Source organism: Aureimonas altamirensis (genome assembly GCF_023702225.1).
GTDB classification, from domain to species: Bacteria; Pseudomonadota; Alphaproteobacteria; order Rhizobiales; family Rhizobiaceae; genus Aureimonas; species Aureimonas altamirensis_B.
The window spans coordinates 232051-258386 of the sequence record NZ_JAMQCO010000003.1 but is presented as its reverse complement, the minus strand read 5'-3'; the positions used below and the strand labels follow the sequence as shown (position 1 = coordinate 258386).

The following is a 26336-nucleotide window of genomic DNA, read 5'->3' as shown; positions in this document are numbered from 1 at the left end:
TAACCCGCCCCGACGATCGGATGTTCAGTCGCCTTCCGGCGTGAACTCCATGGCATAGCCGTTCATGCAATAGCGAAGCCCGGTCGGTCGGGGGCCATCGTCGAAGACATGGCCCAGATGCGCGTCGCAATCGGCGCAACGCACCTCCGTGCGCACCATCCCGTGGGAGCGGTCGACCACCTCGAGGACGGCCTCCTCGTCGACGGGTTCATAGAAGCTGGGCCAACCGGTGCCGGATTCGAACTTCGTATCGGCATCGAACAACGGCCGATGGCAGCATACGCAGGAATAGGTGCCATCAGCCTTCTGGTCCCAGTTCGGGCCGGTGAAGGGCCGTTCGGTACCGTGTCCGCGCGCGACGGCATATTGTTCGGGCGTCAGGATCGCGCGCCATTCCGCGTCCGTCTTGTCGACTTTCAGCTGGCGATGCGCTTCGTTTTCCATCATCTTTCTCCGTGAAAGGCGTCGTCGACGGTCAAGTAGTCCCGGATGGGCATCCCCACAAGCGCGACGCCGTGCGGCCCGGTGGCAATCGTTGCCGGGAGCGTTTGCGCGGCAGCATGAAGCCTTCGTGAAAATGACTTGAACGGGTTGAAGAATCACCGCTGAAATCTAACATGGTGAAAGAACTCGGCCGTCGAGCGAGAGCGTCGATCCGGCCGGTTAGCCGACACGAAATCCACAGAGGGGAACAGGTGCATGGAAGGACAGACTGGGCAGCTTTTTTACTTGGCTGTCGTCCTTCCTTTTCTTGCAGCGATTGTTGCTCCGTCAGTTCACAAGCTTCTCGGACGGTTTTCTGCTTACGCGCTGGCACTTTTTCCCGCTCTCGCATTTACATTGATATTTGCCGTATCGGAGCAGATCCAGGGACGGGAGATTTTCCTGTTCGGCTTCGATTGGATTCCGACTTTCGATGTGCGGCTATCGTTCCGGCTCGACGGATTATCCTACGCTTTCGCGCTGCTGATCCTGGGAATCGGGGCGCTTATCGTCCTCTATTCCGGCGGCTATCTATCGAAAAGCGACAAGCTCGGTAGATTTTACTCCTATATTTTCCTGTTCATGGGCGCGATGCTGGGCCTCGTGCTTGCCGACGACCTGATGACGCTGTTCATCTTCTGGGAGCTGACATCGATCACGTCGTTCCTGCTGATCGGTTTCCAGCACGAGCGCGAAGCGGCGCGCCGCGGGGCGATCCAGGCGCTGGTGGTAACCGGGGCGGGTGCCCTTGCGCTGCTGGCCGGCTTCATCCTGATCCGCGCGACGACTGGGCTGACATCGGTCAGCGAGCTGATCGACCAGCCGCAGGCCATCTACGAGAGCGGAGCCTACGGCCCGATCCTGGTTCTTCTGCTGGCCGGCGCGTTCACCAAGTCCGCGCAGATGCCGTTCCATGTCTGGCTGCCGAACGCCATGGAGGCGCCGACGCCGGTTTCGGCCTACCTGCATTCCGCCACCATGGTGAAGGCGGGCATCTATCTTCTGATGCGCTTCTTCCCCGTGATGGGCGAGACGGTGATGTGGGAGGTGGCGCTCGTCACCGCGGGCAGCATCACCATGGTGATCGGAGCGATCCTGGCGCTGCGGCAGGCCGACGTGAAACTGATGCTCGCCTATACGACGGTGGCGTCGCTGGGCCTCCTGGTGCTCCTGATCGGTATCGGCTCGGAACTGGCCCTCGAGGCCGCCGTGCTCTACGTGATCGCGCATTCGCTGGCCAAGGCCTGCCTATTCATGGTCGCCGGTTCGGTAGACCACGGCGCCGGAACGCGCGACATCCGCGCCCTCGGCGGACTTGCGCGCACCATGCCCTACACGTTTTCCGCCGCCCTTCTGGGCGCCGCGGCCATGGGCGGCCTGCCGCCGCTCTTCGGCTTCCTGGCCAAGGAAGAGGTCTATGCCGCCGCGTTCGAGGCCGGGCCCTTACCCTATGCCGGTGCCATGACCCTCGTCACGCTCGTCGGCAATTGCTTCATGTTCGCGACCGTTCTGGTCGTGGCGTGGAAGCCGTTCGTCGGTGCGCTGCCCAGCGGCTTGCGCCGTGCCCACGAGACGTCGTTCCTCGTCTGGGCGCCGCCTCTGCTGCTCGGCGTCATCGGGCTTCTGGCCGGCCTGTTCTCGCAGGTGACGCACCAGTTCATATCCAATCCGATGGCTCCGCCCTCACTGGACGAGGCGGTCGCCATCACCATCGCGGTCGGGTTTCATTTCGGCGCGCCGCTCGTCCTGTCGGTCGTGACCGTGGTCGCCGGCATCCTGCTCTACCTGAAGTCCAAGGAGGCCCGTGCGCGCATCGCCTCGGTGCTGACGGCCATCGGCTGGGGGCCGGACCGCGGCTTCGACCAGTTCATCCGCGGCCTGATCGTGGCATCTGCCGCCATCACCAATTTCCTGCAGCCGGGCCGGCTCGACTATTACATGCGCATGACGTTCATCGTCATCATCGGCCTGCTCTGGGTCACCATGATTTCCACCGGCGGCCTGCCCAGCATGCCCGAATGGCCCATGCTGTATTTCTACGAGTGGATGCTGCTCGGCATCCTCGTTCTCGGCGTGGTCGTCGTGGCCGTCGCGCCGAACCGCCTGGCGGCCATGCTGTCCCTCGGTATTCAGGGCCTTGCCGTCGCGCTGCTGTTCCTGCTGCTGGGCGCACCCGACCTGTCGTTCACGCAGTTCATGGTGGAGATTCTGTCGGTCGCCATCCTCGCCCTCGTCATGACGCGGCTGCGCCTGCAGCCGGCCGACCGGCGGCCCTGGCGGGAGGTGGCGCCCGAGCTGGTACTGGCGGCGCTCGGCGGGGCAGGGCTTGCGCTCTTCCTCATTTCCGTCACGCAGACGACCATGGATACGACGCTGTCGGACTTCTACACCCGCTATTCCTACGTCATCGCGCATGGCCGCAATATCGTGAATGTCATCCTGGTGGATTTCCGCGCCGTGGATACGTTCGGCGAGATCGCGGTGGTGCTGACGACGGGTGCCGCCATCCTGGCGCTGGTGCGGATCCGCGTCTCCAAAAAGGACAGGCAGGGCATCAGGAAGAAAAAGCGCCCGGCGGCGGAGGCACAGCCATGAGAACAGTCATCTTCCGGGTCATGGCGCCCTACCTCACCAGCCTCATGTTCCTGTTCTCGCTGTTCGTGCTGCTGCGCGGCCACAACGAGCCCGGCGGCGGTTTCATCGGGGGCCTCATCGCGGCGTCGGCCATCGCCGTCTACGGTATGGCGGTGGGGGTGGAATCGGTTCGTCGCGCCTTGCATTTCCACCCCATCGCCTATGCCGGCTTCGGGCTGATCATGGCAACGCTGGCCGGCTTCGCCTCGATCTTCCTCGGCTATCCGTTCATGACCGGGCTCTGGTGGTTTCCGCAGTTCCTGGGCGAGCCGCCCATCTCGACGGCGCTGTTCTTCGACATCGGGGTCTACCTCGTCATCGTCGGTTCCATCTCGTCGATCGCCCTTTCGCTCGAAGAAAGGTATGTCGACTGATGGAGATCGCGCTCGCCGTGGTGATCGGCATCATGTTCACCTTCACGATCTACCTGCTCCTGTCGCGCTACATCATCCGGATGCTGCTGGGCGTCGTGCTTCTGGGCAACAGCGTGAACCTGTCCATCTTCGTGTCGGGTCGCATCGGCCCGATCGCCCCGCCGCTGATCCCGGGCGGACTGGACATGCCGCCGATGGCCATCGCCAACGCCGTGCCGCAGGCGCTGGTGCTGACGGCCATCGTGATTTCCTTTTCTTTCTTCGTCTTCCTGCTGGTGCTGACCTACCGCGCCTACCAGGATCTGGAAACCGACGACACGCAGGACATGCGGGTCGCAGAACCTGAGGACGAGGGGCTGCCCCCGCTTGGATACTGACTGAGATGACCGCGACGCAGAGCATGGAAGAGATGATCCGCCAGGCCATGGTGCTGGACCAGTCCAGCCTGGCGGGCTGGTTGCTCATTATGCCGATCCTGATCTGCTTCCTGTTCGGGGCGGGTCTCCTGATGCTGCGCCGGCAGATGCACTGGCATCCGCCGGTGGCGGTGGCCGGACTCGTCCTCCTGCTGGTCGCGGACGTCGCGCTGTTCGTCGAGGTCTATCGCGAAGGAACCCTGGCCATGGCGATGGGGGGGTGGCGTCCGCCCTACGGCATCTCCTTCGTCGCCGACATGACCAGCGTCCTGTTCCTGACGGTGGCCGGTTTCGTCGGCCTCGCCTGCGGCATCTACGCCATCGCCTCAATCGACGAGGAAGAGCGCCGATACGGCTTCTATCCATTCCTGTTCATGGTGATGGCCGGCGTCTCGGGGGCGTTCCTGACCGGCGACATCTTCAACCTCTATGTCTGGTTCGAGGTGATGCTGATCGGCTCCTTCGGCCTGCTTATCCTGGGGTCGGAGCGCGAGCAGCTCGACGGCGCCACCAAATACTGCTTCCTGAACCTCATCGGGGCCACCGTCTTCCTGCTGACGACCGGTTATCTCTATGGCGTGTTCGGAACGCTCAACATGGCCGAGATCGCCGTCAAGGCGGCCGCCTTCGAGGGCAACGGGACGCTGCTCACCATCGGCGCCCTCTATTTGGTCGCCTTTTCCATGAAAGCCGCCGCCTTTCCGCTGAATTTCTGGTTGCCGGCGTCCTACCATACCCCGCGCTTCGTCGTGTCGGCGCTGTTCGCCGGCCTGCTGACCAAGGTCGGCATCTATGCGCTGATGCGTGTCCAACTCATGCTGTTTCCGCCGGAGCGCGTCGGCCTGGGCATCCTGATCGCCTGGGTGGCGGGTCTGACGATGATGGCGGGTGCGCTCGGCGCTCTTGCGCAAAGCGACCTCCGGCGCATGCTGAACTATGTGGTGATCGCCGGCATCGGCACCATCATGGCCGGCATGGCGATCCCCCCCTTCCTGGAAAGCACGACGACGACGGTCACGACCGGGGCGGCCAGCGTGCTGCGCGACGGCAGCCTGAACGGCAGCGGCGAGGTTCTGTCGACGCTCGTCACCGGCGTTTCGGGCGCGATCTACTACGCGATCCACTCCATCGTGGTGATGACGGCGCTTTACCTTGCCGCCGGCGTCGCGGCCTTCCGAAACGGGTCGTCGTCGCTGCACGAGATGGGCGGGCTGTGGCGCCGCAACCCGGTCTTCTCGGTGATGTTCCTGGTTCTCTTCCTGGCCGTGGCCGGCCTTCCGCCCTTCTCGGGCTTCTGGCCCAAGATGCTGCTGGTGCGCGCCACCATTGCCGCCGACATGCCATGGCTGACCGCCGCCATCCTGGTTTCGGGGCTGCTGATCACCATCGCCTGCATGCGCGCCTTCGCATTGGCCTTCTGGCGTCCTTTGCCCGCCATGGCGGCGGCGCAGGATGTCGGCGAGGCGAAGCAGATCGCCGAAGAGACCTTCCGCGCCCCGCCGCCGGGCACGCCGCTGGCGCTGGTGCCGCTGGTGGCGCTGTGCATCTTCGTGGTGGTTGCCGGCATCTGGCCCGAATGGCTGGCGGAGTTCAGCTTCCAGGCGGCGGCCGACCTTCTGGAGCCGCAGGGCTATCTGTCGTCCGTGCTGGGTGAGGTGGCGCCATGACGCTGTTCGTCGTCAACATCGTTCTCGCCCTCGTCTGGGTCATCGTCACGGCCACGTTCAGCCTGGCGAACCTTCTGTTCGGCTTCTTCCTGTCGGCTTTCACCCTTGGCCTGATCCGCGAGCAGATCGGCACGGGCGGCTATCTGCGCCGCGGGCAACGGGTGGCCTCGCTTTTCCTGTACCTCGTGTCGGAGATATTCCTCTCGGCGTGGCGGGTTGCCGTTTCGGCGCTCAAGCCCAAGCTCGATCTTAAGCCCGGCGTGTTCGTCTACCGCATGATGGTGGACCGCGATTACGAGATCGCCATCCTGTCCGGTCTCGTGGGGCTGACGCCGGGATCGCTGGTGCTGGACGTTTCCGAGGACCATTCGACCCTCTACATCCACGCGCTCGACTGCACCGATCCGGATGCCGAGCGGCGCCGGATCGCCCGCGGCTTCGAACGCAAGCTTCTGGAGGCGCTGAGATGACCTTTCTCGAATTTTCGGAAATCGTCCTCGACTGGGCGTTGTCCATCGCCCTCCTGTTCATCGGCGTGGCCTTCGTGCTGACCATCTTCCGCATCTTCAAGGGTCCGACCCTGCCGGATCGCGTGCTGGGTCTCGACGTTCTCACGGCGGGTTCCATCGGCTTCATCGCCATCATCGGCATCGACACCGGCTTCACCCTGTATGTGGACGTGGCGATCGCACTCGGCCTCGTCGGCTTCCTCGCGACGATCTCCTTCGCGCGGTTCATCATGGTGCGCGGCGATACGGAGCGCTCTCCGGTGCAGCAGGAAAAGACGCAGGAGGAAGACGAGCCGGATCACAAGCATGTCCGCCAGCCCATCGGGCGGACGGAGGTCCTGCGATGAGCGGGCTCGGCAACATCATCGCGGCACTGTTCGTCATCGCGGGCGCCGGCTTCACCATGGTCGCCGCCATCGGGATCGTCCGGTTTCCCGATTTCTACACGCGGATCCATGCGGCGGCCAAGGCCGGCACGGTCGGATCCGTGCTGATGCTGGTGGCGCTGGCGATCGTATCCAACGAGACGGCAGAGGTTCTGCGGGCCATAGCGGCCATCATCTTCTTCCTGATGACGGCGCCGATCTCTGCCCATCTCCTGGGCAAGGCGGCGCAATCGGCCGGCTATCGCATGGGGTCGGAATCGATCCGCGACGAGCGAAGCCAGATGCAACCGCGCGACATCGACGAAACCGACACGTTCTCAGGCTGAGCGGCCGGCGCCGCAGGCGATGAAGGGTGGGTTGGCGAAGCCGTCCCGTCCGCTCTCGGCGTGCTTGCCATAGCGAAGCGGCGTTCCGTCCAGTGTCTCGACCAGGCCCCCGGCAGCGGTCAGCACCGCTTCGGCGGCAGCCGTATCCCATTCCATGGTCGTGCCGAGGCAGGGATAGAGGTCTGCTGCGCCCTCCGCGATGCGGCAGAATTTGAGCGAGGATCCCATGGGCACGATCTCGGCAGGCTTCAGCCGGGCAAGATAGGTATCCGTCTCCGGCGTGCGATGCGAACGGCTGACGAGCGCGGTCGCGCCCACGGCAGGCGGGCGGCGGACGGCGATCCGTTCGGGCGAGGGGGCGCCCGTGCGCCATCGAAAGGCACCGCCCCGCAGGCCGCCGAAGCTCTCACCCGTGGCGGGCACATGGACCATGCCCACGACCGGCCGTCCCCCGATGACGAACGCAATGTTGACGGTGAACTCGTCACGCGCGGCGACGAATTCGCGCGTGCCGTCGAGAGGGTCGATCAGAAAGAACCCGTCATGCGTGTCGCAACCGGAAAGCCCTGCGCTGCAGGCTTCCTCGGCAATATACGGTATCGCGGGAAAGGCCGCCGCGAGGCGTTCGACGATGATGCGTTCCGCTTCGCGGTCGGCGGCGGTGACGGGCGATGCGTCGGGCTTGGTCTCGGCGGCGCAACCTGCCGCGCGGATGCGCAGTATGGCATGCCCGGCCGTCTCGGCTACTGCCTTGAAGATCTCCATCATGTGAAGATCGTCTGCCTGCCCGCTCATGCTGTACACCCGCCTTGTCCTTCGATACTTCCTGCGGGAGTTGGTAGGACAAAGTCAATGAAACACTCTCAACCCGATGCGGCCGGCGCGACGCTTCTGGTCTTCGCCGGCCTGTTCGGCGCGGCGGGCACCGCAGGCGCCGCCTATGCCGCCCATGCGACGGCGTCGCCGCTGGCGGCGGTCGCGGCGGCGATCGCCTTCGTTCATGCGCCGGCACTGCTGGCGCTTGCCCTGGCGCAGCCGTCCATGATCGCGGCGCGTGCCATACCCGGCGCCATGCTGATCGCCGGCGTGCTCTTGTTTTCAGGCGACCTCGCCATGCGCATCGCGACGGGTGCGAGGCTCTTCGCCAATGCCGCGCCGAGTGGCGGCATGATGCTGATGGCCGGGTGGCTGGCCATCGCCGTTTGCGCCGTCATTGCATTCCTGCGTCGGCCTCGGTGAATCGGCGGTCCGAGAGCAGCGATATGAGGCGCGGGTTTATGTAGAGCCGTTCACGTCCGGCTATGCGCTCTTCCAGAATGCCGGCTTCGGACAAGGCCTTCAGATAGGTCGATGCGGTCTGTCGCTTGGCGATGCCGGCCTCCACGAGGTCTGTTATCCGGCAGTAGGGATTGACGAAAATCAGCTCCGCCAAATCACGTGAGTAGATTTTCGGGGTATCGGCCCGCATCCGCGCGGCCGTCTCTTCCAGCAGTTTGCGTATGTCCATGATCTTGCGCGTCGACCAGCGCGCAGTCGTTTCAATCGCCTCGACCATGAACAGGACGAAGGCCTGCCAATCTCCCTCGGTCGTGACGTTGAGAAGAAGGTCGTAATAGCGTCGTTTGTTCTGGATGATACGACCGCTTAGATAGAGCACCGGTATATCCAGCAGGCCTTTTTCCACCAGGTACAGCAAATTGAGGATGCGGCCGGTGCGTCCGTTTCCGTCTATGAACGGATGGATCGCCTCGAACTGATAATGCATGACGGCCATGCGAATCAGCGGATCGAGCGTTCCGTCCGCGTGCAGGAAACGTTCCCAGTCCGCCAACTTGTCGCGTATGGTCGCTTCGCCCTCGGGCGGCGTATAGATGACCTGTCCGGTGTTGTCGTTCACAAGCCGGGTGCCCGGCGTAACGCGAAGGTCGATATCGCTGGCCTTTATGATGCGACAGATCTGCACTGCGGTGCGTGTCGTCAGCGGGTGTTCGGCAAGGGAGCGATAGCCCATGTACAGCGCGGAGCGATATCGCAGCGTTTCCTTTGTCGCCGCATCGGTATCGCCTCCATCGTCCTTCGCAAAGCGGAACAATTTATCGGTGGTGGTGACGATGTTCTCGATCTCCGAACTTGCCTGAGCTTCCAGCAAGGGGATCGAATTGATGAGTACGGTCTGGTTCGGGATGAGCAGGCCCGCCATGCGCAACTCCGCCAACGCCGCTCTCGCTTCTATACAGGCGCGGAGGATTAACGGCGTCTCCAGTTCCGTTGACGGCGGGAGACCGGGGAGTTCGTTGTAGGGACGGTTCGGGTTAAAGCTCATGTCGAAGAAATCCGGTTTTGTCGACATATCCGTCGAATATGTCGATGGCATCGACATATCGCAAAAACGTGTCGAAGAAATCGCATTTTATCGACATGAGGAAACGCTCTAATCCTGGCCCTCGTCTGGAATTTTCAACAAATGGCCGCAGGCCTTGCAATGGACGGCATCCGGATCGTGTCGGGACAGGCCGCATTGCGGGCAGGGGAAGGTTACCTTGTGCGGCCGGAACAGCGCCTGCGCCAGCCGCACGAACAGCGAGATGCCGATCAACATCGTCACGATGGACGTCAGCTTGCCGGCGGGGCCGGGCAGGATGATGTCGCCGTATCCGGTGGTCGTGACGCTGGTGACGGTGAAGTACAGCGCGTCCACATAGCCGATGAGGCCCGACCCGTCGCGGAAGAAGAAGGTGTAGATGAAGCCTGTGGCGACGAACAGGAAGGTGACGAGGTTCACCACCGCGCGCCCGGCATCCTCCCAGTCTTCCAGCCTGTGCCGATGCAGCGGACGCCACAGCACGCCGCTGCGCGAGACCGTCCAGAGCCGCAGGATGCGCAGGAAACCCAGATTGATGAAGGTATAGGGGAAGAGCAGCGTCACGAAGATGAATATGTCGACGATCACCGTCGGCTGCCGCAGCCACCGGCCGATGTCGGTCGAGGCAAGGCCGCGGGCCGCCAGATCGGCAAGCAGGATCGCCGCAACCGCATAATCGAACCAGAGGAAGGCTTCCTGATCCCGCAGGACGGGCGTGGCGATGAAGAAGGCGATGATCACGAAATCGACGATGATCATTGCCGTCTGGAAGCGCTGTGCGCCCCGCGAGCGCCCATGATAGAGCAGCCTCAGCCAGTCCCGAAGGTTCTGAAAGCCGCTTGTCTGCTCGCCGACCGACTCGGTACCCACGGTCTCGCCTCCCTGCCGTCATCCATACCATCATAAGGCGGCAAGGGACCGGCGTCGAAATATCCGTGTAATGATCATAAAATGGGCATTTCGTGTTGCGGTGCGATAATTCGCCATTTTTTGATCGAATGGTCAAAATCATTGTTGACGCGATCTCTAAACTGGACCCATTCTAGGTTGGAACAGTTCAAGGGAGACCGACCCGCATGAACGAGCTTCCCCCATATCGCCCCGATATCTCGGCCGGTCGCCTTGCGCCGGACGCATTGACGGTGAACTTCTCGGACATCCATCCGCCGCTGGAGCGTCATGAGGCCGCGGTCGAATCCGACCGCTGCTACTTCTGCTACGATGCGCCCTGCATGCAGGCCTGCCCCACCGGCATAGACATCCCGCTCTTCATCCGGCAAATCCAGTCCGGAAATCCGCTCGGCGCCGCCCGCACCATCCTGTCCGAGAATGTTCTGGGCGGCATGTGCGCCCGCGTCTGCCCCACCGAGACCCTTTGCGAGGAAGCCTGCGTGCGCGAGGCGGCGGAGGGCAAGCCGGTGAAGATCGGTCTGCTGCAGCGCTATGCCACCGATGCGATGATGGATACCGGCCGGCAGCCTTTCCGGCGGGCAGCGCCGACCGGTCGGCGCGTCGCGGTGGTGGGGGCGGGTCCGGCCGGCCTGTCCTGTGCGCACCGCCTTGCCATGCTTGGCCATGACGTGACCATCTACGACGCGCGGCCGAAGCCCGGGGGGCTCAACGAATACGGAATCGCCGCCTACAAGGCGACGGAGGACTTCGCCGCCATCGAAGCCGAATTCGTCCTGTCGATCGGCGGCATAAGCCTTCAGACGGGCAAGGCGCTGGGGCGGGACATCCACCTGGACGAGCTGCGACGCAGCCATGACGCGGTTTTCCTGGGGCTCGGGCTTTCGGGTGTGCGCGCATTGGAGGCCGAGGGGGCCGGCGCCAGCGGCGATGCCGATGCCGTCTCCTGGATCGCCGAGCTGCGCCAGACGGCGAATCTGGGCGATATTCCCGTCGGGCGACGCATCGTGGTCATCGGGGGCGGCATGACCGCCATCGACGTCGCCGTGCAGGCCAAGGCGCTGGGTGCGGACGAGGTGACCCTGGCCTATCGTCGGGGCCGCGATGCAATGAACGCCAGCCGCTACGAACAGGAGATCGCGGCCAACCGTGGCGTGCGCATCCTGTGCGACGTGATGCCGAAACGGCTTCTGGTCCAGGGCGAGGCGGTCTGCGGCATCGAACTGGAGCGCACCCATACCGTGGATGGCCAATTCGGCGGCACCGGCGAGACGCTCGTGCTGGAGGCGGACCAGGTCTTCAAGGCCATCGGACAGACATTCCATCTGGAAGGCGTCGCGGCGGAGGCCCTGCCGCCCATGCGCGGCGGGCGCATCGCCGTCGACGAAGACCGGCGCACCGGCCTCGACGGCGTCTGGGCCGGCGGCGACTGCATCTTCGGGGGGCAGGATCTGACGGTGGCCGCCGTGGAAGACGGCAAGCTGGCGGCCCTGTCCATTCACCACGCCCTCGCGGCCAAGGCTTGAGGAGAAACCGGACGATGGCCGATCTCGCTACGGAATTCCTGGGCATCCGCTCTCCCAACCCGTTCTGGCTGGCGTCCGCGCCGCCCACCGACAAGGAGTACAATGTCCAGCGCGCCTTCGAGGCCGGGTGGGGCGGTGTCGTGTGGAAGACGCTGGGAGAGGGGCGGCCCGTCGTCAACGTGAACGGGCCGCGCTACGGTGCGATCCACGGACCCGACCGCCGGTTGCTTGGCCTCAACAATATCGAGCTGATCACGGACCGAGAACTCGATCTCAACCTGGAGGAGATCGCCCGGGTCAAGCGCAACTGGCCGGACCGCGCCTTGATCGTGTCGCTGATGGTGCCGTGCGAGGAAGAGAGCTGGAAATCCATCCTCGCGCGCGTGGCCGATACGGGCTGCGACGGGGTGGAACTGAACTTCGGATGCCCGCATGGCATGAGCGAGCGTGGCATGGGCTCGGCCGTGGGGCAGGTGCCCGAGTATATCGAGATGGTCGCACGCTGGTGCAAGCAGCACTCGAAGCTGCCCGTCATCGTGAAGCTGACGCCCAATATCACCGACATCCGCTATCCGGCGCGCGCCGCAAGGCGCGGAGGCGCCGATGCCGTATCCCTGATCAACACCATCTCGTCCATCGTCAGCGTCGACCTGGACAATTTCGCGCCCACGCCCACCATCGACGGGAAGGGCAGCCACGGCGGCTATTGCGGCCCGGCGGTCAAGCCGATCGCCCTCAACATGGTGGCCGAAATCGCCCGCGACCGCGAGACATGGGGCATGCCGATCTCGGGTATCGGCGGCGTGACCACGTGGCGGGACGCCGCGGAGTTCATCGCGCTCGGTTGCGGCACCGTCCAGGTCTGCACGGCTGCGATGACCTACGGTTTCAAGGTCGTGCAGGAAATGGCGACCGGCCTTTCGGAGTGGATGGACGAGAAGGGCTATCGCGGCATTGAGGACTTCCGCGGGCGGGCGGTCGGCAACGTCGTCGACTGGCAGTATCTCAACCTCAACTACGTCACGAAGGCGCATATCGACCAGACGCTCTGCATCAAATGCGGACGCTGCCACATTGCGTGCGAGGACACGTCCCACCAAGCCATCACATCGATGGTGGACGGCGCACGCCATTTCGAGGTGATCGACGCGGAATGCGTCGGCTGCAATCTCTGCGTGAATGTCTGCCCGGTCGAGGACTGCATCATTATGGAGCGCGCGCACGGGGTCGATCCACGAACGGGCAAGCCGATACCGGACGCCTATTCCAACTGGACGGTGCATCCGAACAATCCGATGGCGCGGGAGGCGATGCAGTTCGCGCCGGAACCCGTGGTGCTGCCGGACGCCGCCGAGTGACCGGCGCTTCAGCCGGCGCGGGGCCGCAGCCCGTTCATCACCAAAGCAAGCACGTTGCGCGCCGTCGCCTCGCGGAAGGCGGGTTCTTCGGCGTCGGGGCCGACGATCGCCCGGACCTGAACCGCGAAGTCGGCATAATGCTGCGTGATCGCCCAGATCATGAAGACCAGGTGCACCGGGTCCATCCGTGCCAGCCGCCCTTCGTCCATCCACCCCGCGATGATGGCAGCCTTGGCGCGCACCAGTCGGCGCAGCCGCCCGGAGAGAAAGTCGCCGATCACCGGCGCGCCATGCAGGATTTCGTTGGCGAACAGGCGGGAGGCGTCGGGCGCATCGGCCGACATCTGCAGCTTCACCCCGATGTAGCGGGAAAGTTCCGCCTCCGGGTCGCCGTCTGCATCGAGCCGCTCCAGCGGATCGAGCCAGATTTCCAGCGTACGCTCCAGGACGGCCGAATAGATGTCTTCCTTTCGCCGGAAATAATAAAGGAGGTTTGGCTTCGACATTCCGGCCGCCGCGGCGATGGCGTCCACGGTCGCGGCCTTGAAGCCGTGGGCCGAAAACACCGGCAAGGCCGCGGCTACGATCATCTCGCGGTTTGCCTGCTGGATGCGCGTCCGTCGATGCTTGCGCACGCTTTCCATTCCCCGGCCTCGCCTCCTGGTGCCTCAAGATTTTGCAACGAAAATTACTGCCGCATAAGTCGGCAGGTACGCTTGACCGGCCATAGGCGACCTTTTAGCCTCGCTTTTGACCGGGCGGTCAAGAAAATGCGCCCCGACCGGGCCGGACACGACAGTGCAAGGGGTTATTCCGCATGAGCAGCGCATCCAACCTGCAGGTTGACGGAGATCGCCTGTGGAACGCCCTGATGGATATGGCCGAGATTGGGCCGGGCGTCGCGGGGGGCAATAACCGCCAGACCCTGACCGACGAGGATGCCGAAGGCCGCCGCCTGTTCCAGCGCTGGTGCGAGGATGCCGGGATGCATGTCGCGGTGGACTCGATGGGCAACATGTTCGCCGAGCGGCCGGGACAGGAGGCCGACGCGGCGCCCGTCTACCTCGGCAGCCATCTCGACACGCAGCCGACGGGCGGTCGCTATGACGGGGTGCTCGGCGTTCTCGGCGCACTGGAAGTGGTGCGCAGCCTGAATGACATGAATATCCGGACGCGCCGCCCGATCGTGGTGACGAACTGGACCAACGAGGAGGGGACCCGCTTTGCGCCGGCCATGCTGGCTTCCGGCGTTTTCGCCGGAATCCACGAGGAGGAATGGGCCAAGGACAGGGTGGACGCCAAGGGCAAGCGCTTCGGCGACGAGCTTCGGCGCATCGGCTTCGAGGGCGACGAGAAGGTCGGCGCACGCAAGATCGGCGCCTTCTTCGAACTGCATATCGAACAGGGGCCGATCCTCGAGGACGAAGGCGTCGACATCGGGGTCGTGACGCACGGGCAGGGCCTGTACTGGCTGCAGGTGACATTGACCGGCCGGTCGGCGCATACCGGCTCCACACCAATGCCCAAACGGCGCAATGCCGGGCTGGGAATGGCCCGCGTGACGGAACTGGTGCACGAGGTGGCCATGGACCACCAGCCGGATGCGGTGGGTGCGATCGGCCATGTGGAGGTCTATCCCAACTCCCGCAACATCATCGTCGGCAAGGCGGTGTTCACGATCGACATCCGCTCGCCCGACAGGGATACGCTGGAGGCGATGCGCGCTCGCATCGAGGAGGGTATCGACCGGATCGCCGAGGCGATGGATATCGGCGCCGAGACCGAGATCGTCGGACATTTCGACCCGGTGACCTTCGACGAAGGCTGCGTCGCGGCGATCCGCAGCGCAGCCGAGAAGCTCGGCCTCAGCCACCGCGATATCGTGTCGGGTGCGGGGCACGATGCCTGCTGGATCAACCGCGTGGCGCCGACCGCCATGGTCATGTGCCCCTGCGTGGACGGACTGTCGCACAACGAGGCCGAGGAGATCACCCGGGACTGGGCGCGCAACGGCGCCAACGTGTTGCTCAACGCCGTCGTCGAAACGGCCGGCATCGCCGAACAGGCGGGGGGAGAAGACCGATGACCATCGCGATCAAGGGCGGCACCGTGGTGACTGCCGACCGCACGTTCCGGGCGGACGTGCTGATCGACGGCGAGCGGATCGCCGCCGTCGGCGAGGGGCTGGAGGGCGACGAGGTGGTCGACGCCTCCGGCGCCTACGTGATGCCCGGCGGCATCGACCCGCATACGCACATGGAGATGCCCTTCATGGGTACCCATTCGAGCGACGATTTCGACACCGGGACGGCGGCGGGCCTTGCCGGCGGCACCACGATGACGGTGGATTTCTGCCTGCCCGCGCCGGGCCAAAGCCTGATCGACGCGCTGCAGGCGTGGCGTCAGAAGGCCGGCAAGGCGCGTGCCGATTATTCCTTCCACATGGCCATCACCTGGTGGGACCGGCAGGTCTTCGAGGAAATGCCGCGTATCGTGGAAGAGGGCATCAACTCGTTCAAGCATTTCATGGCCTACAAGGGCGCGCTGATGGTGAACGACGACGAGATGTTCGCCTCGTTCCAGCGCTGTGCGGAGCTTGGTGCGCTGCCGCTCGTCCACGCCGAGAACGGCGACGTCGTCGCCTCGCTGCAACAGAAGCTTCTGGCGGCCGGCAATGACGGACCCGAGGCGCATGCCTATTCGCGCCCGCCGGAAGTGGAGGGAGAGGCGACGAACCGCGCCATCATGATCGCCGACCAGGCCGGCGTGCCGCTCTATGTCGTCCACGTCTCCTGCGAGGAGAGCCATGAGGCGATCCGCCGTGCCCGGCAAAAGGGCATGCGCGTCTTCGGCGAGCCGCTGATCCAGCATCTCGTGCTCGACGAAAGCGAGTATCAGAACCCCGACTGGGATTACGCGGCGCGGCGTGTGATGTCGCCGCCCTTCCGCGACAGGCGCAACCAGGACTCCCTCTGGGCCGGGCTTGCCAGCGGCTCGCTGCAGGTGGTGGCGACCGACCATTGCGCCTTCACCACCGAGCAGAAGCGGTTCGGCGTCGGTGACTTCACCCGCATCCCCAACGGTACGGGCGGGCTGGAGGACCGGCTGCCCCTCCTGTGGACGCGCGGCGTCAACACCGGCCGGCTGACGATGAACGAGTTCGTCGCCGCCACTTCCACCAATATCGCCAAGATCCTCAACATCTACCCACGCAAGGGCGCGATCCTGCCCGGAGCCGATGCGGACCTGATCGTGTGGGATCCGGAAGCGACCAAGGTCATCTCCGCCGATACGCAGAAATCCGCCATCGACTACAATGTCTTCGAGGGCATCTCGGTAAAGGGCCTGCCGGCATTGACCTTTTCCCGTGGGGCGCTCGCCTTCCGACAGGGCGAGATCCTGGCCGGCACCGGTGACGGGCGCTTCGTCAGGCGGCCCGCCAACGCGCCGGTCAACCGGGCGCTTTCCGCATGGAAAGAGCTGGTCGCGCCCCGCAAGGTGGAGCGCGCCGGCATTCCGGCCGGGGTCTGATCGCCGATGGACGGGGGCTCGGGGCGTGACATGATGGACAGTGTCGTCGGGGCCCGGGGCCTCTCCCTGACATTCCGGACGAATGACGGGCCCGTCCACGCGCTGTCCGATATAGACCTGAACATCCATAAGGGCGAGTTCGTCTCGCTCATAGGTCCGTCCGGCTGCGGCAAGACGACGTTGCTGCGCGTCATCGCCGATCTGGAGCAGCCGACGGCCGGTTCCATCACGGTGAATGGCATGTCCCCCGGCGAGGCGCGGCTGGCGCGCGCCTATGGCTATGTATTTCAGGCCGCCGCGCTGTATCCCTGGCGCACCATCGAGCGCAATATCGCCCTGCCGCTGGAGGTGATGGGCGTGCCGAAGCCCGAGCGCGCCGAGCGGATCCGCCGCAACCTGGCCCTTGTCGGGCTGGACGGCTTCGCCCGCAAATTCCCATGGCAATTATCCGGCGGGATGCAGCAGCGCGCCTCCATCGCGCGGGCGCTTTCCTTCGACCCCGCGCTACTGCTGATGGACGAACCCTTCGGCGCGCTGGACGAGATCGTCCGCGACCGCCTGAACGAGGAACTGCTGCGCCTTTGGGCAACGACGCGCAAGACGGTCGTCTTCGTGACGCATTCCATTCCGGAGGCGGTGTTCCTGTCCACGCGCATCGTGGTGATGAGCCCGCGCCCGGGCCGCATACAGGATATCGTGGACTGCGACCTCGGGCCGGATCGGCCGCTGGACATCCGCGAGACGCCGCAATTCCTGGCCATCGCCCACCGTGTCCGCGAGGGGCTTCGCGCCGGGCACTCCTATGACTAGAGCGTTTCCATATGAGTAGGAAACGCTCTGGAGCGGAGCGCTCCGACGCCGCAACCGCCCCGCGCGCCTCCGCGGCGCCGATGCTGAGCGTGCTGATCGCCTTCATGGCGGTCTGGTACGTCGCAGCCGTCGCGCTGAACTGGCAGACGACATCGGATCGGCTCGCCCGCGAGGATCCGGCCCATGGCGCGGCGGCGCTGATGGCGGCGACCCTTTCGGCCGAAAGGCCGATCCTGCCCGCCCCGCACCAGATCGTAGCCGAGATGGCCAACACGATCTTCGGCGTGCGCCCGTCCTCGCCGCGTTCGCTCCTGTTCCATGCCGGGGTGACGCTATCCTCCACGCTGTTGGGCTTCGTCCTGGGCACGCTGCTGGGCATCGCTCTGGCCCTAGGCATCCTCAACTCGCGGACGCTCGACAAGAGCCTGATGCCCTGGATCATCGCCAGCCAGACCATACCGATCCTCGCCATCGCGCCGATGCTGATCGTGGTGCTGAACTCCATCGGCGTTACCGGGCTGGTGCCGAAGGCGCTCATATCCACCTATCTCTCCTTCTTTCCCGTTACGGTCGGGATGGTGAAGGGGCTGCGCTCGCCGGACCGGATGCATCTGGACCTCATGCGCACCTATGCGGCCAGCACGACGCAACTTCTGTTCAAGTTGAGGCTGCCTGCCTCGCTGCCCTTTCTCTTCGCGTCGATGAAGGTGGCCGTCGCCGCCGCGCTGGTGGGGGCCATCGTGGGCGAACTGCCCACCGGCGCGCGCGCCGGGCTGGGCGCGCGCCTGCTTGCCGGCTCCTATTACGGGCAGACGATCCAGATATGGTCGGCCCTGGTCATGGCCGCGTTGATGGCGGGCCTTCTGGTGGCGGCGATCTCGCTTGCGGAGCGGGTCGCCCTGGCCCGCACGGGGCAGGGGCGATGAGCGGCGTACTGGCCTTGGCCGCCGCCATCGCGGCAGGCGCCGCCTTCCTGTTGCGGCGGCTGTCCCTCATCGCGGCCGGCGGGGGCAGCCGATGGCTGGACCTCGCCATCCCCCTGATCTTCGGCGCAACGCTGCTGCTGCTGTGGGAACTCCTCACGCGCGGACTCGGCGTTCCGGCCGTGCTGCTGCCGCCACCCAGCCAGATCGGGGCCCGCATTGCCGCTTCCTCCGGCCTGCTTTGGGCCGATTTCGTCCAGACCTTCATGAAGGCGGTGCTGGTGGGTTACGCTATCGGTTGCGGCCTGGGCTTCCTGATGGCGCTGGCTGTCGACCGCTATCCCTTCCTGAAGCGCGGGCTGCTGCCGCTGGGCAACTTCGCCTCGGCGCTGCCCATCATCGGCGTCGCGCCCATCATGGTGATGTGGTTCGGCTTCGACTGGCCGTCCAAGGCCGCGGTCGTCGTGCTGATGACGTTCTTCCCCATGCTGGTGAATACGGTTGCCGGCCTGGGGTCGGCCGGGCCGATGGAGCGCGACCTCATGCGCACCTATGCCGCCGGCTATTGGCAGACGCTGTGGCGGCTGCGGCTGCCGGCGGCCATGCCCTTCATCTTCAACGCCTTGAAGATCAACTCGACGCTGGCGCTGATCGGAGCCATCGTGGCCGAGTTCTTCGGCACGCCCATCGTCGGCATGGGGTTTCGTATCTCGGCCGAGATCGGTCGGCTCAACACCGACATGGTCTGGGCCGAAATCGCCGTGGCAGCGCTGGCCGGCTCGGCATCCTACGCACTTCTGGCCCTGGCCGAACGCCGGGTCACGTTCTGGCATCCCTCGCAACGCATCTGACCTGAGTGCCGCCGGCAGGCGGCGGCCCACCCCAAAAGGAGAAATGGCATGAAGGCAATTCGGTCGGGCGGTGTCGCCCTTGCGGTTCTCCTCTCCGCGACGGCGGGGGCGCAGGCCGCGGACTCGCTGACGCTGCAGCTCAAATGGGTCACGCAGGGCCAGTTCGCCGGCTACTACGTCGCCCACGACAAGGGCTTCTACGACGAGGCCGGGCTGGACGTCGATATCCTGCCGGGCGGGCCCGACGTCGCACCGACGCAGGTGATCGCCGGCGGCGGCGCCGATGTGATCGTGGAATGGATGCCCGCAGCCCTCGCCGCGCGCGAACGCGGCGTGCCGCTTGTCAACATCGCCCAGCCGTTCAAGGCATCGGGCATGGAACTGACCTGCCGCAAGGATACCGACATCGCATCGCCCGCGGACTTCAAGGGCAAGACGCTGGGTGTCTGGTTTTCGGGCAACGAATACCCGTTCCTGTCCTGGATGTCGAAGCTGGGCCTCTCCACCGAGGGCGGGGCGGAAGGCGTCACGGTGATCCGTCAGGGCTTCAACGTCGATCCGCTGATCCAGAAGCAGGCGGACTGCATTTCCACGATGAGCTACAATGAATACTGGCAGGTTCTGGATGCCGGCATTCCGGCCGACGAGCTGACGGTCTTCAAGTATCAGGACCAGGGTGTGGCGACGCTGGAGGACGGCCTCTATGCAACCGAGGAGACGCTGGCCGATCCGGAGATGGTCGATGCGCTGGCGCGCTTCGTCAAGGCGACGATGCGCGGCTGGGCCTATGCCGCCGAAAACCCCGACGAGGCCGCGCAGATCGTGCTCGACAACGACATGACGGGTGCGCAGACCGAAGAGCATCAGAAGCGCATGGTCGGCGAGGTCATCAAGCTGGTCGGTGACAGCGATGGAACGCTGGACGTGGCCGCGGCGGAGAACACGGTCGCCGTGCTGCTCGGCGGCGGCTCGGACCCGGTCATCACCAAGGCGCCCGAGGGCGCCTGGACGTCGGCCGTGACGGACAAGATGAAGACCATGCCCTGAACGCTCGGCAACTCCAGCGTAGCGCAAGGCTCGCGCCGCGGGGAGGGGGCCGCTCAAGCCCGTGGCAAGGTAGATGCCGCATCCTGATCGGCGAATGGTAGAGGGCGGGGTGCCTGTCACCTCGCTCTTTTCATATCTGCGGACGTCTCCGGACGGGCGCAAGACAGGGGATGCAGCCTTCCATGGGTTATCACGCCATGCCGGACCTGAGCGAGAGCAACCCGAACCACGATCGGGAACGCCTGCTGGCCGTGGCGCTTCGCCCGGTCGTCGCCGAACTGCGCCTCGTCGAACCGGCGGATTATATCGCCTTCCTGCGCATGGATGTCCCGGGAAACATCCAGGACATCGTTGAGTCGTCGAGCCAGTTGCATATGAAGGCGGGAGCATTGAGCTTTTCGTCTTCCGGCGAGGCGCGGGTCACGTGGTCGACGCCGCCGGCCATCGATCTCGATCTTTTGTTTCGAGAGGCCGAGACGACGGTGCATTTCAGGCTGACGCTGAAGAGCGGCGGCTCGGTCATCCAGATCGACCATTTTCCCCAACTGGCCGAAGACGAGACGCCAAGCGCGCAAACCGGGCGGCTCAAGCGTGCGCTGGATGCGGCGCGCCTCTAGAGTGTCTCCCGATGAGCAGGAGACGCCTCATGTCTGTTGCGGAAAAGACTCAATTTCTCCGTCCGGGCCGGAAAAGTGAAAACCGGACGAAATTTTTCGGAACCGCGTTAACCGGCCGCTAACCCTTTTCCAGCAATGGTTTGGCTCACATTATGGAATCGATGTCTGAGTCGCCTAGTGAAATTTGGGGATAGGCGAGATTCCACCTCACCGCGTATCAATAGATCAGGTTCAAGCAAGCTGATTCGGTGAGGTCACATGATCGTTGTCGTAGACAATCGTGAATTAGTCACGAGCGGTTACAAGTCTCTCCTGAATGGAGAGGGCGTCTCGTCTGCCGGTTTCCATGTATCCGAATTCCAGGATTGGGTCGAAAGCGCATCGGATACTGATGTATCCGCTGTCGAAGCTTTCCTTCTGGGAGATTTCCCCGACCGTGGCGCGGTCACGCGTCTGGTTCGCGCGCGGACCAACGCCCCGCTGATCGCACTGGCGGAGACCAAGGCCCTCAACTCGACTCTGGATCTGTTCGCGGCCGGCATCGACGACGTCGTCGCCAAGCCGGTGCACATCAAGGAGATCCTGGCGCGCGTCGGAGCCATCCGCCGCCGCGACGTGATCGACCGCAACCGGCTCGAGGCGGACGAGATCTGCGTCTTCAACGATGGGCGCGATGCCGAAGTGGCGGGCGAAGCGCTCGTGCTGCCCCGCCGCGAGCGCCGCATCCTCGAATATCTGGTCGCCAACAAGGGTCGCCGCGTATCCAAGCAGCAGCTCTTCTCGGCGATCTACGGGATTTTCGATGAGAACGTCGAGGAGAACGTCATCGAGAGTCACATCTCAAAGCTGCGCAAGAAGCTGAAGATGCGTCTGGGATACGACCCGGTGTCGTCCAAGCGGTATCTTGGATACGGCATCGGCGTTTGATCCAAGCGCCAATGCCGCAGGCCTTCACGGCTTGTGTTCCAGAAGGATGGTTCCTTCCTTCCTGATCTTGCCGGTGAGCTTCTCGGCAAGCGCGGCCAGAAACCCCGGAAGATCGATCTCGATGTGGACGTGATCGTCCATCACGTCGAGACGGCCGATAACGGACTGGCCCATGGCGCGGGCCCTGAAATCCAGGCGGTCGCCGGTCCAGACATCCTCGAACTTCACCATGCCGCCGGTCGCGTCGGAGCGGATGCGGTCGAAGCCGCTGGCGATGCGCTGGCGCGCCTGTTCCCGTGTCAGCTTGTGCGGGATGTCCACCCTGACGGTCTCGGCCATTGTTCTGTCTCCGATCGGCTGTAACGCCGCTCCCCGTTGCGCAGCGCCGTTGGGCCTAGGGCATCGGCGACCCTCAACTGCCTGAAGGTAGGCAAGGTTGCCGCTGCGTTCAAGCCGAGGGCTTGCATCGATCGATGGAGGATTGCAACCGCGTGTTGCTAGTTCCCATATAGGGAATTATCCTAAACGACGGTCTATGCAGATCCTGTCGAAACGAACCTTGAAGCTATTCTGGCAAGCGCATCCAAGAGCGGAGCCCGTTCTGCGAACCTGGTATGCGTTGGCCATGCGCAGCGATTGGCGAACGCCGGCAGACGTAAAGCGGCAGTTTGGAACGACAGTGGATTTCGTCGCCGACAACAGGATTGTATTTGACCTTGGTGGCAACAAGTATCGATTGATCGTTCACGTGTCTTACAAGTTCGGGCGGATCCTTATCAAATTCGTCGGAACGCATGCTGAGTACGATCGCATCAATCCGGAGACTGTGTGATGGATGTCAGGCCGATCCACACCGAAACTGATTATGAATGGGCTCTAGAAGAGGTTCGGCAATATTTTGAGGCTGAGCCGGCGCAGGGAACTCCGGAAGCGGACCGTTTCGATGTTCTTTCTACCCTAATCGACGCCTATGAGGCAGCGCATTGGGCGATTGATCCGCCGGATGCGGTGGAGGCCGTCAAGGCCGTCATGGAAGAGCGGCAACTGACGCGTGAGGGGCTTGTACCGCTGTTCGGCTCGAAGTCCCGCGTGTCCGAGTTTCTCAATCGCAAGCGCGGATTGAGTATGGCGGTTGCCAGCCGGCTGCACGAGCAACTGCGGATTCCGGCCGCGGTGCTTCTGCGTTCTTACGAGCTTGATGCGGGCGACACCGGCAGTCGGAAATGCTCGAAACAAAACGGCCGGGGCAATGCCCCGGCCGCGTCGTCATAATCAGGCCATGGCCGCCTGCGGGCGGCCGCGCTGGCCATTGCCGCGCCGTCGCTTGTTTCGGTTGGCGCCGTCGCGCTTGGCCTCGCCGGCGGCATTGGCCGGACGCCGATCGCCGCCCTGCTTCTGCTGGCCGCGGGCGTTGTGGCGCTCGCCGGGCTGGCCGGAGCGCGCCGGGCGGCCCTGCCGATTGCCGTTGTTGCCACGCCGGGGAGCTTCCTCGCTGGCCGACGCCGCAAGCGCCTCATCCGTGGCGAAGTCGCTTTTCTGGACGTCGAAGCGAAGGCCCGTCAGCTTCTCCACGCCGCGCAGCTTGGCGCGCTCGGACGGATCGCAAAGGGTGATCGCGATGCCGGACTTGCCGGCGCGCGCCGTGCGGCCGATCCGGTGCACGTAGCTTTCCGCCTCTTCGGGCAGGTCGAAATTCACCACATGGCTGACATCGTCGACATGGATGCCGCGCGCCACGATATCGGTGGCGATCAGCACCTTGAGACGGCCGGAATGGAACTCGCCGAGGGCGCGCTGCCGCGCCGACTGGCTCTTGTTACCATGGATGGCCAGCGCCTCGATGCCGGCCTTCTCGAGGTCGGTCGTCAGCCGGTTGGCGCCGTGCTTGGTGCGGGTGAAGACGACCGTCTTGTCGAAGCGTTCCAGATTCTGGATCAGCCAGTGCTTCTTGGCCTTTTGCGGCACGAGGAAGACGCTCTGGTCGATCTTCTCGACGGTGACGACTTCCGGCGTCACCTCGACCCGAACGGGCTCCGAAAGGATGCGTCCGGCAAGCTGCTCGACCGAGGCCGGCATGGTTGCAGAGAACAGAAGCGACTGGCGCTCCGTCGGCAGCATCTTCACGATGCGCATGACGTCGCGCACGAAGCCCATGTCCAGCATGCGGTCTGCCTCGTCCAGCACGACATGGCGTACGTCGGACAGGGTCAGCGCCTTCTGGTCGATCATGTCGAGCAGCCGACCGGGCGTTGCGATGACGATATCCACGCCGCGGCTGGCGGTCTCGATCTGCGGGCGTATGGAGACGCCGCCGAAGATCGTCATGTGGCGGATCGGCGTGCCGGCGGAATAGGCCTTCACGTTCTCGGCGATCTGCACGGCGAGTTCGCGCGTCGGAGCAAGGAACAGCGCCTTGCAGCTGCGCGGCTGCGGCCGGCCGCCCTTGCGCAGGATGGAATCGAGGACGGGAAGGGCAAAGGCGGCGGTCTTGCCGGTGCCGGTCTGGGCGATGCCGAGGACGTCGCGGCCCTTGAGCACGGCGGGCATGGCCTTTGCCTGAATCGGGGTAGGGGTAACGAGGCCCATCTTGGTGATGGCATTAAGCAGCGCTTCGGACAGGCCGAGCGTGTCGAACTGGGATTGGGTCAAGGAGTACCTGTGACTGGAGCAGGCAAACCGCCTGCGAGATGGCCGAACGTCTTCGCGCGGAAGCGACAGAACGGCACGGAACCGTGGCCAACCCCTTTGATAAGCGGCTGGCGGGCGCACGATCGCCAAAGAATGGGGCGTGCGCAGCGCGATCACGGCGTGACGGCCCGGATATCGCGTTTTTTGACGCCGACGTCAAGATGCCGCGGTTGGGTTTAGCCTTCCAGCTCCGCCTTCAGCATCTCCAGCTCCAGCCACTGGTCTTCCGCCGAGGCCAAGGCGGCACGCTTTTCGCCGATGATCGCGGCGAGCTTGTTGAAGCGATCGGGCGCGCGGTTGAAGAGGTTCGGATCGGCCATTTCGCTCTCCGCGTCGGCGATGGCCTTTTCCAGTGCGGCCATTTCCTTCGGAAGGTTTTCCAGCGCGAATTTCTGCTTGAACGACAGTTTGGCCGGGACGGAAGAGGCCTTCGCCTCCGGTCTGGCTTCGCGGCCCTCGCGCGTCTTCTCCAGCCTTGCGGCGTCCTTTGCCGCGCCGCGCTTTTGCGCCAGCATGTCCGAATAGCCGCCCGCATATTCCAGCCAGCGCCCGTCCGCTTCCGGCGAGATCACGCTGGTCACCGTCCGGTCGAGGAAGTCGCGGTCGTGGCTGACCAGGAGCACCGTGCCCGGATAGTTGGCGATCAGCTCCTGCAGGAGGTCCAGCGTCTCCATGTCGAGATCGTTGGTCGGCTCGTCCAGCACCAGGAAATTGGCCGGCGTGGCCAGGACCTTGGCCAGCAGCAGCCTTGCCCGTTCGCCGCCGGACAGGTTGCCGACCGGGGTGCGGATCTGCTCGGGCTGGAACAGGAAGTCCTTGAGGTAGCCGGCGACATGCCGCGCCTCTCCGTTGACGACGATCTGGTCGCCGCGTCCGTCGGTCAGCGCGTCCACCACGGCCACGTCGTCGCGCAGGCGCGTGCGCTTCTGGTCCAGGAAGGCGATGTCGAGGCGGGTACCCTGGCGCACGTCGCCCGAATCCGGCAGCGTTTCGCCGATGAGCATCTTGAGAAGGGTGGTCTTGCCGGCGCCGTTCGGGCCGACGAGACCCAGCCGGTCGCCGCGCAGGATGCGGGCCGAGAAATCGCGCACCAGAACCCGGTCGCCATACGCCTTGGAGATGTTGCGCGCCTCGATGACGAGCTTGCCGCTTTCGCGTGTTTCGCCGGCACTCATTTCCACGGTGCCGACGGCCCGCCGCGCATCGCGCCTGTCGGCGCGCATCTGGTGCAGGGCTGCAAGCCGACGCTCGTTGCGGGTGCGGCGCGCCGTGACGCCGTAGCGCAGCCAATGCTCTTCCCGCTCGATCTTGCGATCCATCTTCTGCAGCTGGACCTCTTCCTCCTCCAGCGTCTTGTCGCGCCACGCCTCGAAAGCGGCGAAACCCTCGTTCAGGCGGCGCGCCGTTCCGCGATCGATCCAGACGGTGGCATTGGTTGTGCGTTCCAGGAAACGCCGGTCGTGGCTGATGATGACGACGGCGCTGCGAAGACCGCGCACCTCTTCTTCCAGCCATTCGATGGTGGGCAGGTCGAGGTGGTTCGTCGGCTCGTCCAGAAGGATGATGTCGGGTTCGGGCGCCAGCACCCGGGCCAGCGCGGCGCGGCGCGCCTCGCCGCCGGACAGGTCCTGGGGGCGGGCATCGGCCTTCAACCCCAAGCCGTCCATCAGCCGCGTCACTCGCCAGGGGTCGTCGGCGGGCCCGAGCCCTGCGGCGATATAGGCCTCGACGCTGGGGGCATCGCCGAAATCGGGCTCCTGCGCCAGATAGCGCACCGTCGCGCCCGGTTGCCGGAAGACCTCGCCCTTGTCCGCCTCCACCGATCCGGCGGCGATCTTCAGGAGGGTGGACTTGCCGGAGCCGTTGCGCCCCACGAGGGCGATGCGATCCTGCGGCAGCACGTTGAGTTCCACGCCCGCAAGAAGCGGCGTGCCGCCGAAGGTCAGTCGGATGCCGTCGAGGCGGAGAAGCGGAGGAGGAGCCATGGCGGCG

At 64.7% G+C, this 26336-nt stretch carries 28 protein-coding genes; 20 read left to right on the top strand and 8 right to left on the bottom strand.

From position 1 onward, the window contains the following. Positions 1–24 precede the first annotated feature (24 nt). A complete protein-coding gene (msrB, locus tag NDN16_RS06475) occupies positions 25–447 on the bottom strand; it encodes a peptide-methionine (R)-S-oxide reductase MsrB (protein ID WP_251112799.1) in 423 nt (140 codons plus the stop codon). 252 nt (positions 448–699) lie between these two features. Between msrB and NDN16_RS06470 the strand changes: the two genes are divergently transcribed. The 7 genes from NDN16_RS06470 to mnhG are packed head-to-tail and all read left to right on the top strand — an operon-like array spanning position 700 to position 6795. Further along, positions 700–3078: a putative monovalent cation/H+ antiporter subunit A gene (locus tag NDN16_RS06470; RefSeq protein WP_251112798.1), complete on the top strand. Its 2379-nt coding sequence runs from the start codon at positions 700–702 to the stop codon at positions 3076–3078. Further along, complete coding sequence (locus tag NDN16_RS06465) at positions 3075–3491, top strand: Na(+)/H(+) antiporter subunit B (protein ID WP_039188888.1); 417 nt, start codon at positions 3075–3077, stop codon at positions 3489–3491. Before NDN16_RS06470 ends, NDN16_RS06465 begins: the two co-directional genes overlap by 4 nt. Further along, positions 3491–3868: a Na+/H+ antiporter subunit C gene (locus tag NDN16_RS06460; protein WP_039188889.1), complete on the top strand. Its 378-nt coding sequence runs from the start codon at positions 3491–3493 to the stop codon at positions 3866–3868. Before NDN16_RS06465 ends, NDN16_RS06460 begins: the two co-directional genes overlap by 1 nt. Before the next feature lie 5 nt (positions 3869–3873). After that, positions 3874–5574: a proton-conducting transporter transmembrane domain-containing protein gene (locus tag NDN16_RS06455; RefSeq protein WP_435301063.1), complete on the top strand. Its 1701-nt coding sequence runs from the start codon at positions 3874–3876 to the stop codon at positions 5572–5574. Next, a complete protein-coding gene (locus NDN16_RS06450) occupies positions 5571–6044 on the top strand; it encodes a Na+/H+ antiporter subunit E (RefSeq protein WP_251112797.1) in 474 nt (157 codons plus the stop codon). Before NDN16_RS06455 ends, NDN16_RS06450 begins: the two co-directional genes overlap by 4 nt. Beyond that, a complete protein-coding gene (locus NDN16_RS06445; protein WP_251112796.1) occupies positions 6041–6430 on the top strand; it encodes a cation:proton antiporter in 390 nt (129 codons plus the stop codon). The genes NDN16_RS06450 and NDN16_RS06445 overlap by 4 nt, the downstream gene beginning before the upstream one ends. After that, a complete protein-coding gene (gene mnhG, locus NDN16_RS06440; protein ID WP_251112795.1) occupies positions 6427–6795 on the top strand; it encodes a monovalent cation/H(+) antiporter subunit G in 369 nt (122 codons plus the stop codon). The genes NDN16_RS06445 and mnhG overlap by 4 nt, the downstream gene beginning before the upstream one ends. On the opposite strand, the gene cysQ is transcribed toward mnhG, so the two are convergent. Continuing rightward, on the bottom strand, positions 6787–7590 hold the full coding sequence (cysQ, locus tag NDN16_RS06435) for a 3'(2'),5'-bisphosphate nucleotidase CysQ (RefSeq protein ID WP_251112794.1): 804 nt from the start codon (positions 7588–7590) through the stop codon (positions 6787–6789). The genes mnhG and cysQ overlap by 9 nt on opposite strands. A 57-nt stretch (positions 7591–7647) precedes the next feature. On the opposite strand from cysQ, the gene NDN16_RS06430 reads away from it, so the two are divergent. Next, complete coding sequence (locus NDN16_RS06430) at positions 7648–8034, top strand: DUF423 domain-containing protein (RefSeq protein WP_251112793.1); 387 nt, start codon at positions 7648–7650, stop codon at positions 8032–8034. On the opposite strand, the gene fic is transcribed toward NDN16_RS06430, so the two are convergent. Next, positions 8006–9118, bottom strand: coding sequence for a protein adenylyltransferase Fic (gene fic / locus NDN16_RS06425; RefSeq protein WP_251112792.1), 1113 nt, complete (start codon positions 9116–9118; stop codon positions 8006–8008). The genes NDN16_RS06430 and fic overlap by 29 nt on opposite strands. Before the next feature lie 108 nt (positions 9119–9226). After that, a complete protein-coding gene (locus tag NDN16_RS06420) occupies positions 9227–10027 on the bottom strand; it encodes a potassium channel family protein (protein WP_251112791.1) in 801 nt (266 codons plus the stop codon). Positions 10028–10233: 206 nt separating this feature from the next. Between NDN16_RS06420 and NDN16_RS06415 the strand changes: the two genes are divergently transcribed. Together NDN16_RS06415 and preA are read left to right on the top strand one after the other, a co-directional pair. Next, complete coding sequence (locus NDN16_RS06415; protein ID WP_251112790.1) at positions 10234–11592, top strand: NAD(P)-dependent oxidoreductase; 1359 nt, start codon at positions 10234–10236, stop codon at positions 11590–11592. A gap of 14 nt (positions 11593–11606) precedes the next feature. Continuing rightward, a complete protein-coding gene (preA, locus tag NDN16_RS06410; protein WP_251112789.1) occupies positions 11607–12950 on the top strand; it encodes an NAD-dependent dihydropyrimidine dehydrogenase subunit PreA in 1344 nt (447 codons plus the stop codon). A gap of 8 nt (positions 12951–12958) precedes the next feature. Here preA and NDN16_RS06405 read toward each other — a convergent pair whose 3' ends face one another. Next, positions 12959–13594: a TetR family transcriptional regulator C-terminal domain-containing protein gene (locus NDN16_RS06405; RefSeq protein WP_435301062.1), complete on the bottom strand. Its 636-nt coding sequence runs from the start codon at positions 13592–13594 to the stop codon at positions 12959–12961. A 173-nt stretch (positions 13595–13767) separates the two neighbouring features. On the opposite strand from NDN16_RS06405, the gene NDN16_RS06400 reads away from it, so the two are divergent. From NDN16_RS06400 to NDN16_RS06365, 8 genes are all read left to right on the top strand, one after another. Beyond that, the gene (locus NDN16_RS06400) at positions 13768–15036 is read left to right on the top strand and encodes a Zn-dependent hydrolase (protein ID WP_251112788.1); all 1269 of its coding nucleotides are present in this window, start codon (positions 13768–13770) and stop codon (positions 15034–15036) included. Then, positions 15033–16481, top strand: coding sequence for a dihydropyrimidinase (gene hydA / locus NDN16_RS06395; RefSeq protein WP_251112787.1), 1449 nt, complete (start codon positions 15033–15035; stop codon positions 16479–16481). The genes NDN16_RS06400 and hydA overlap by 4 nt, the downstream gene beginning before the upstream one ends. A gap of 30 nt (positions 16482–16511) precedes the next feature. Further along, positions 16512–17291, top strand: a complete 780-nt coding sequence (locus NDN16_RS06390) for an ABC transporter ATP-binding protein (protein WP_251112786.1) — start codon at positions 16512–16514, stop codon at positions 17289–17291. A gap of 80 nt (positions 17292–17371) precedes the next feature. After that, complete coding sequence (locus NDN16_RS06385; protein ID WP_251113005.1) at positions 17372–18217, top strand: ABC transporter permease; 846 nt, start codon at positions 17372–17374, stop codon at positions 18215–18217. Beyond that, positions 18214–19065 (top strand): ABC transporter permease, encoded by an 852-nt coding sequence (locus tag NDN16_RS06380; protein ID WP_251112785.1) that lies wholly within the window; start codon positions 18214–18216, stop codon positions 19063–19065. The genes NDN16_RS06385 and NDN16_RS06380 overlap by 4 nt, the downstream gene beginning before the upstream one ends. Positions 19066–19113: 48 nt before the next feature. Next, on the top strand, positions 19114–20112 hold the full coding sequence (locus tag NDN16_RS06375) for an ABC transporter substrate-binding protein (RefSeq protein WP_251112784.1): 999 nt from the start codon (positions 19114–19116) through the stop codon (positions 20110–20112). A gap of 182 nt (positions 20113–20294) precedes the next feature. Beyond that, complete coding sequence (locus NDN16_RS06370; RefSeq protein ID WP_251112783.1) at positions 20295–20729, top strand: hypothetical protein; 435 nt, start codon at positions 20295–20297, stop codon at positions 20727–20729. Between the two features lie 258 nt (positions 20730–20987). Next, entirely contained in the window at positions 20988–21656 is a 669-nt protein-coding gene (locus NDN16_RS06365) for a response regulator transcription factor (RefSeq protein ID WP_251112782.1), read from the top strand. Between the two features lie 24 nt (positions 21657–21680). Here NDN16_RS06365 and NDN16_RS06360 read toward each other — a convergent pair whose 3' ends face one another. Next, a complete protein-coding gene (locus NDN16_RS06360) occupies positions 21681–21995 on the bottom strand; it encodes a polyhydroxyalkanoic acid system family protein (RefSeq protein WP_251112781.1) in 315 nt (104 codons plus the stop codon). A gap of 196 nt (positions 21996–22191) precedes the next feature. On the opposite strand from NDN16_RS06360, the gene NDN16_RS06355 reads away from it, so the two are divergent. Continuing rightward, positions 22192–22488, top strand: a complete 297-nt coding sequence (locus NDN16_RS06355) for a type II toxin-antitoxin system HigB family toxin (RefSeq protein WP_251112780.1) — start codon at positions 22192–22194, stop codon at positions 22486–22488. Next, a complete protein-coding gene (locus tag NDN16_RS06350; protein ID WP_251112779.1) occupies positions 22488–22928 on the top strand; it encodes a helix-turn-helix domain-containing protein in 441 nt (146 codons plus the stop codon). Before NDN16_RS06355 ends, NDN16_RS06350 begins: the two co-directional genes overlap by 1 nt. Here NDN16_RS06350 and NDN16_RS06345 read toward each other — a convergent pair whose 3' ends face one another. Both NDN16_RS06345 and NDN16_RS06340 read right to left on the bottom strand, forming a co-directional pair. Further along, a complete protein-coding gene (locus tag NDN16_RS06345; protein WP_251112778.1) occupies positions 22929–24305 on the bottom strand; it encodes a DEAD/DEAH box helicase in 1377 nt (458 codons plus the stop codon). Between the two features lie 215 nt (positions 24306–24520). Next, the gene (locus NDN16_RS06340) at positions 24521–26329 is read right to left on the bottom strand and encodes an ABC-F family ATP-binding cassette domain-containing protein (protein WP_251112777.1); all 1809 of its coding nucleotides are present in this window, start codon (positions 26327–26329) and stop codon (positions 24521–24523) included. Between the last annotated feature and the right edge of the window lie 7 nt (positions 26330–26336).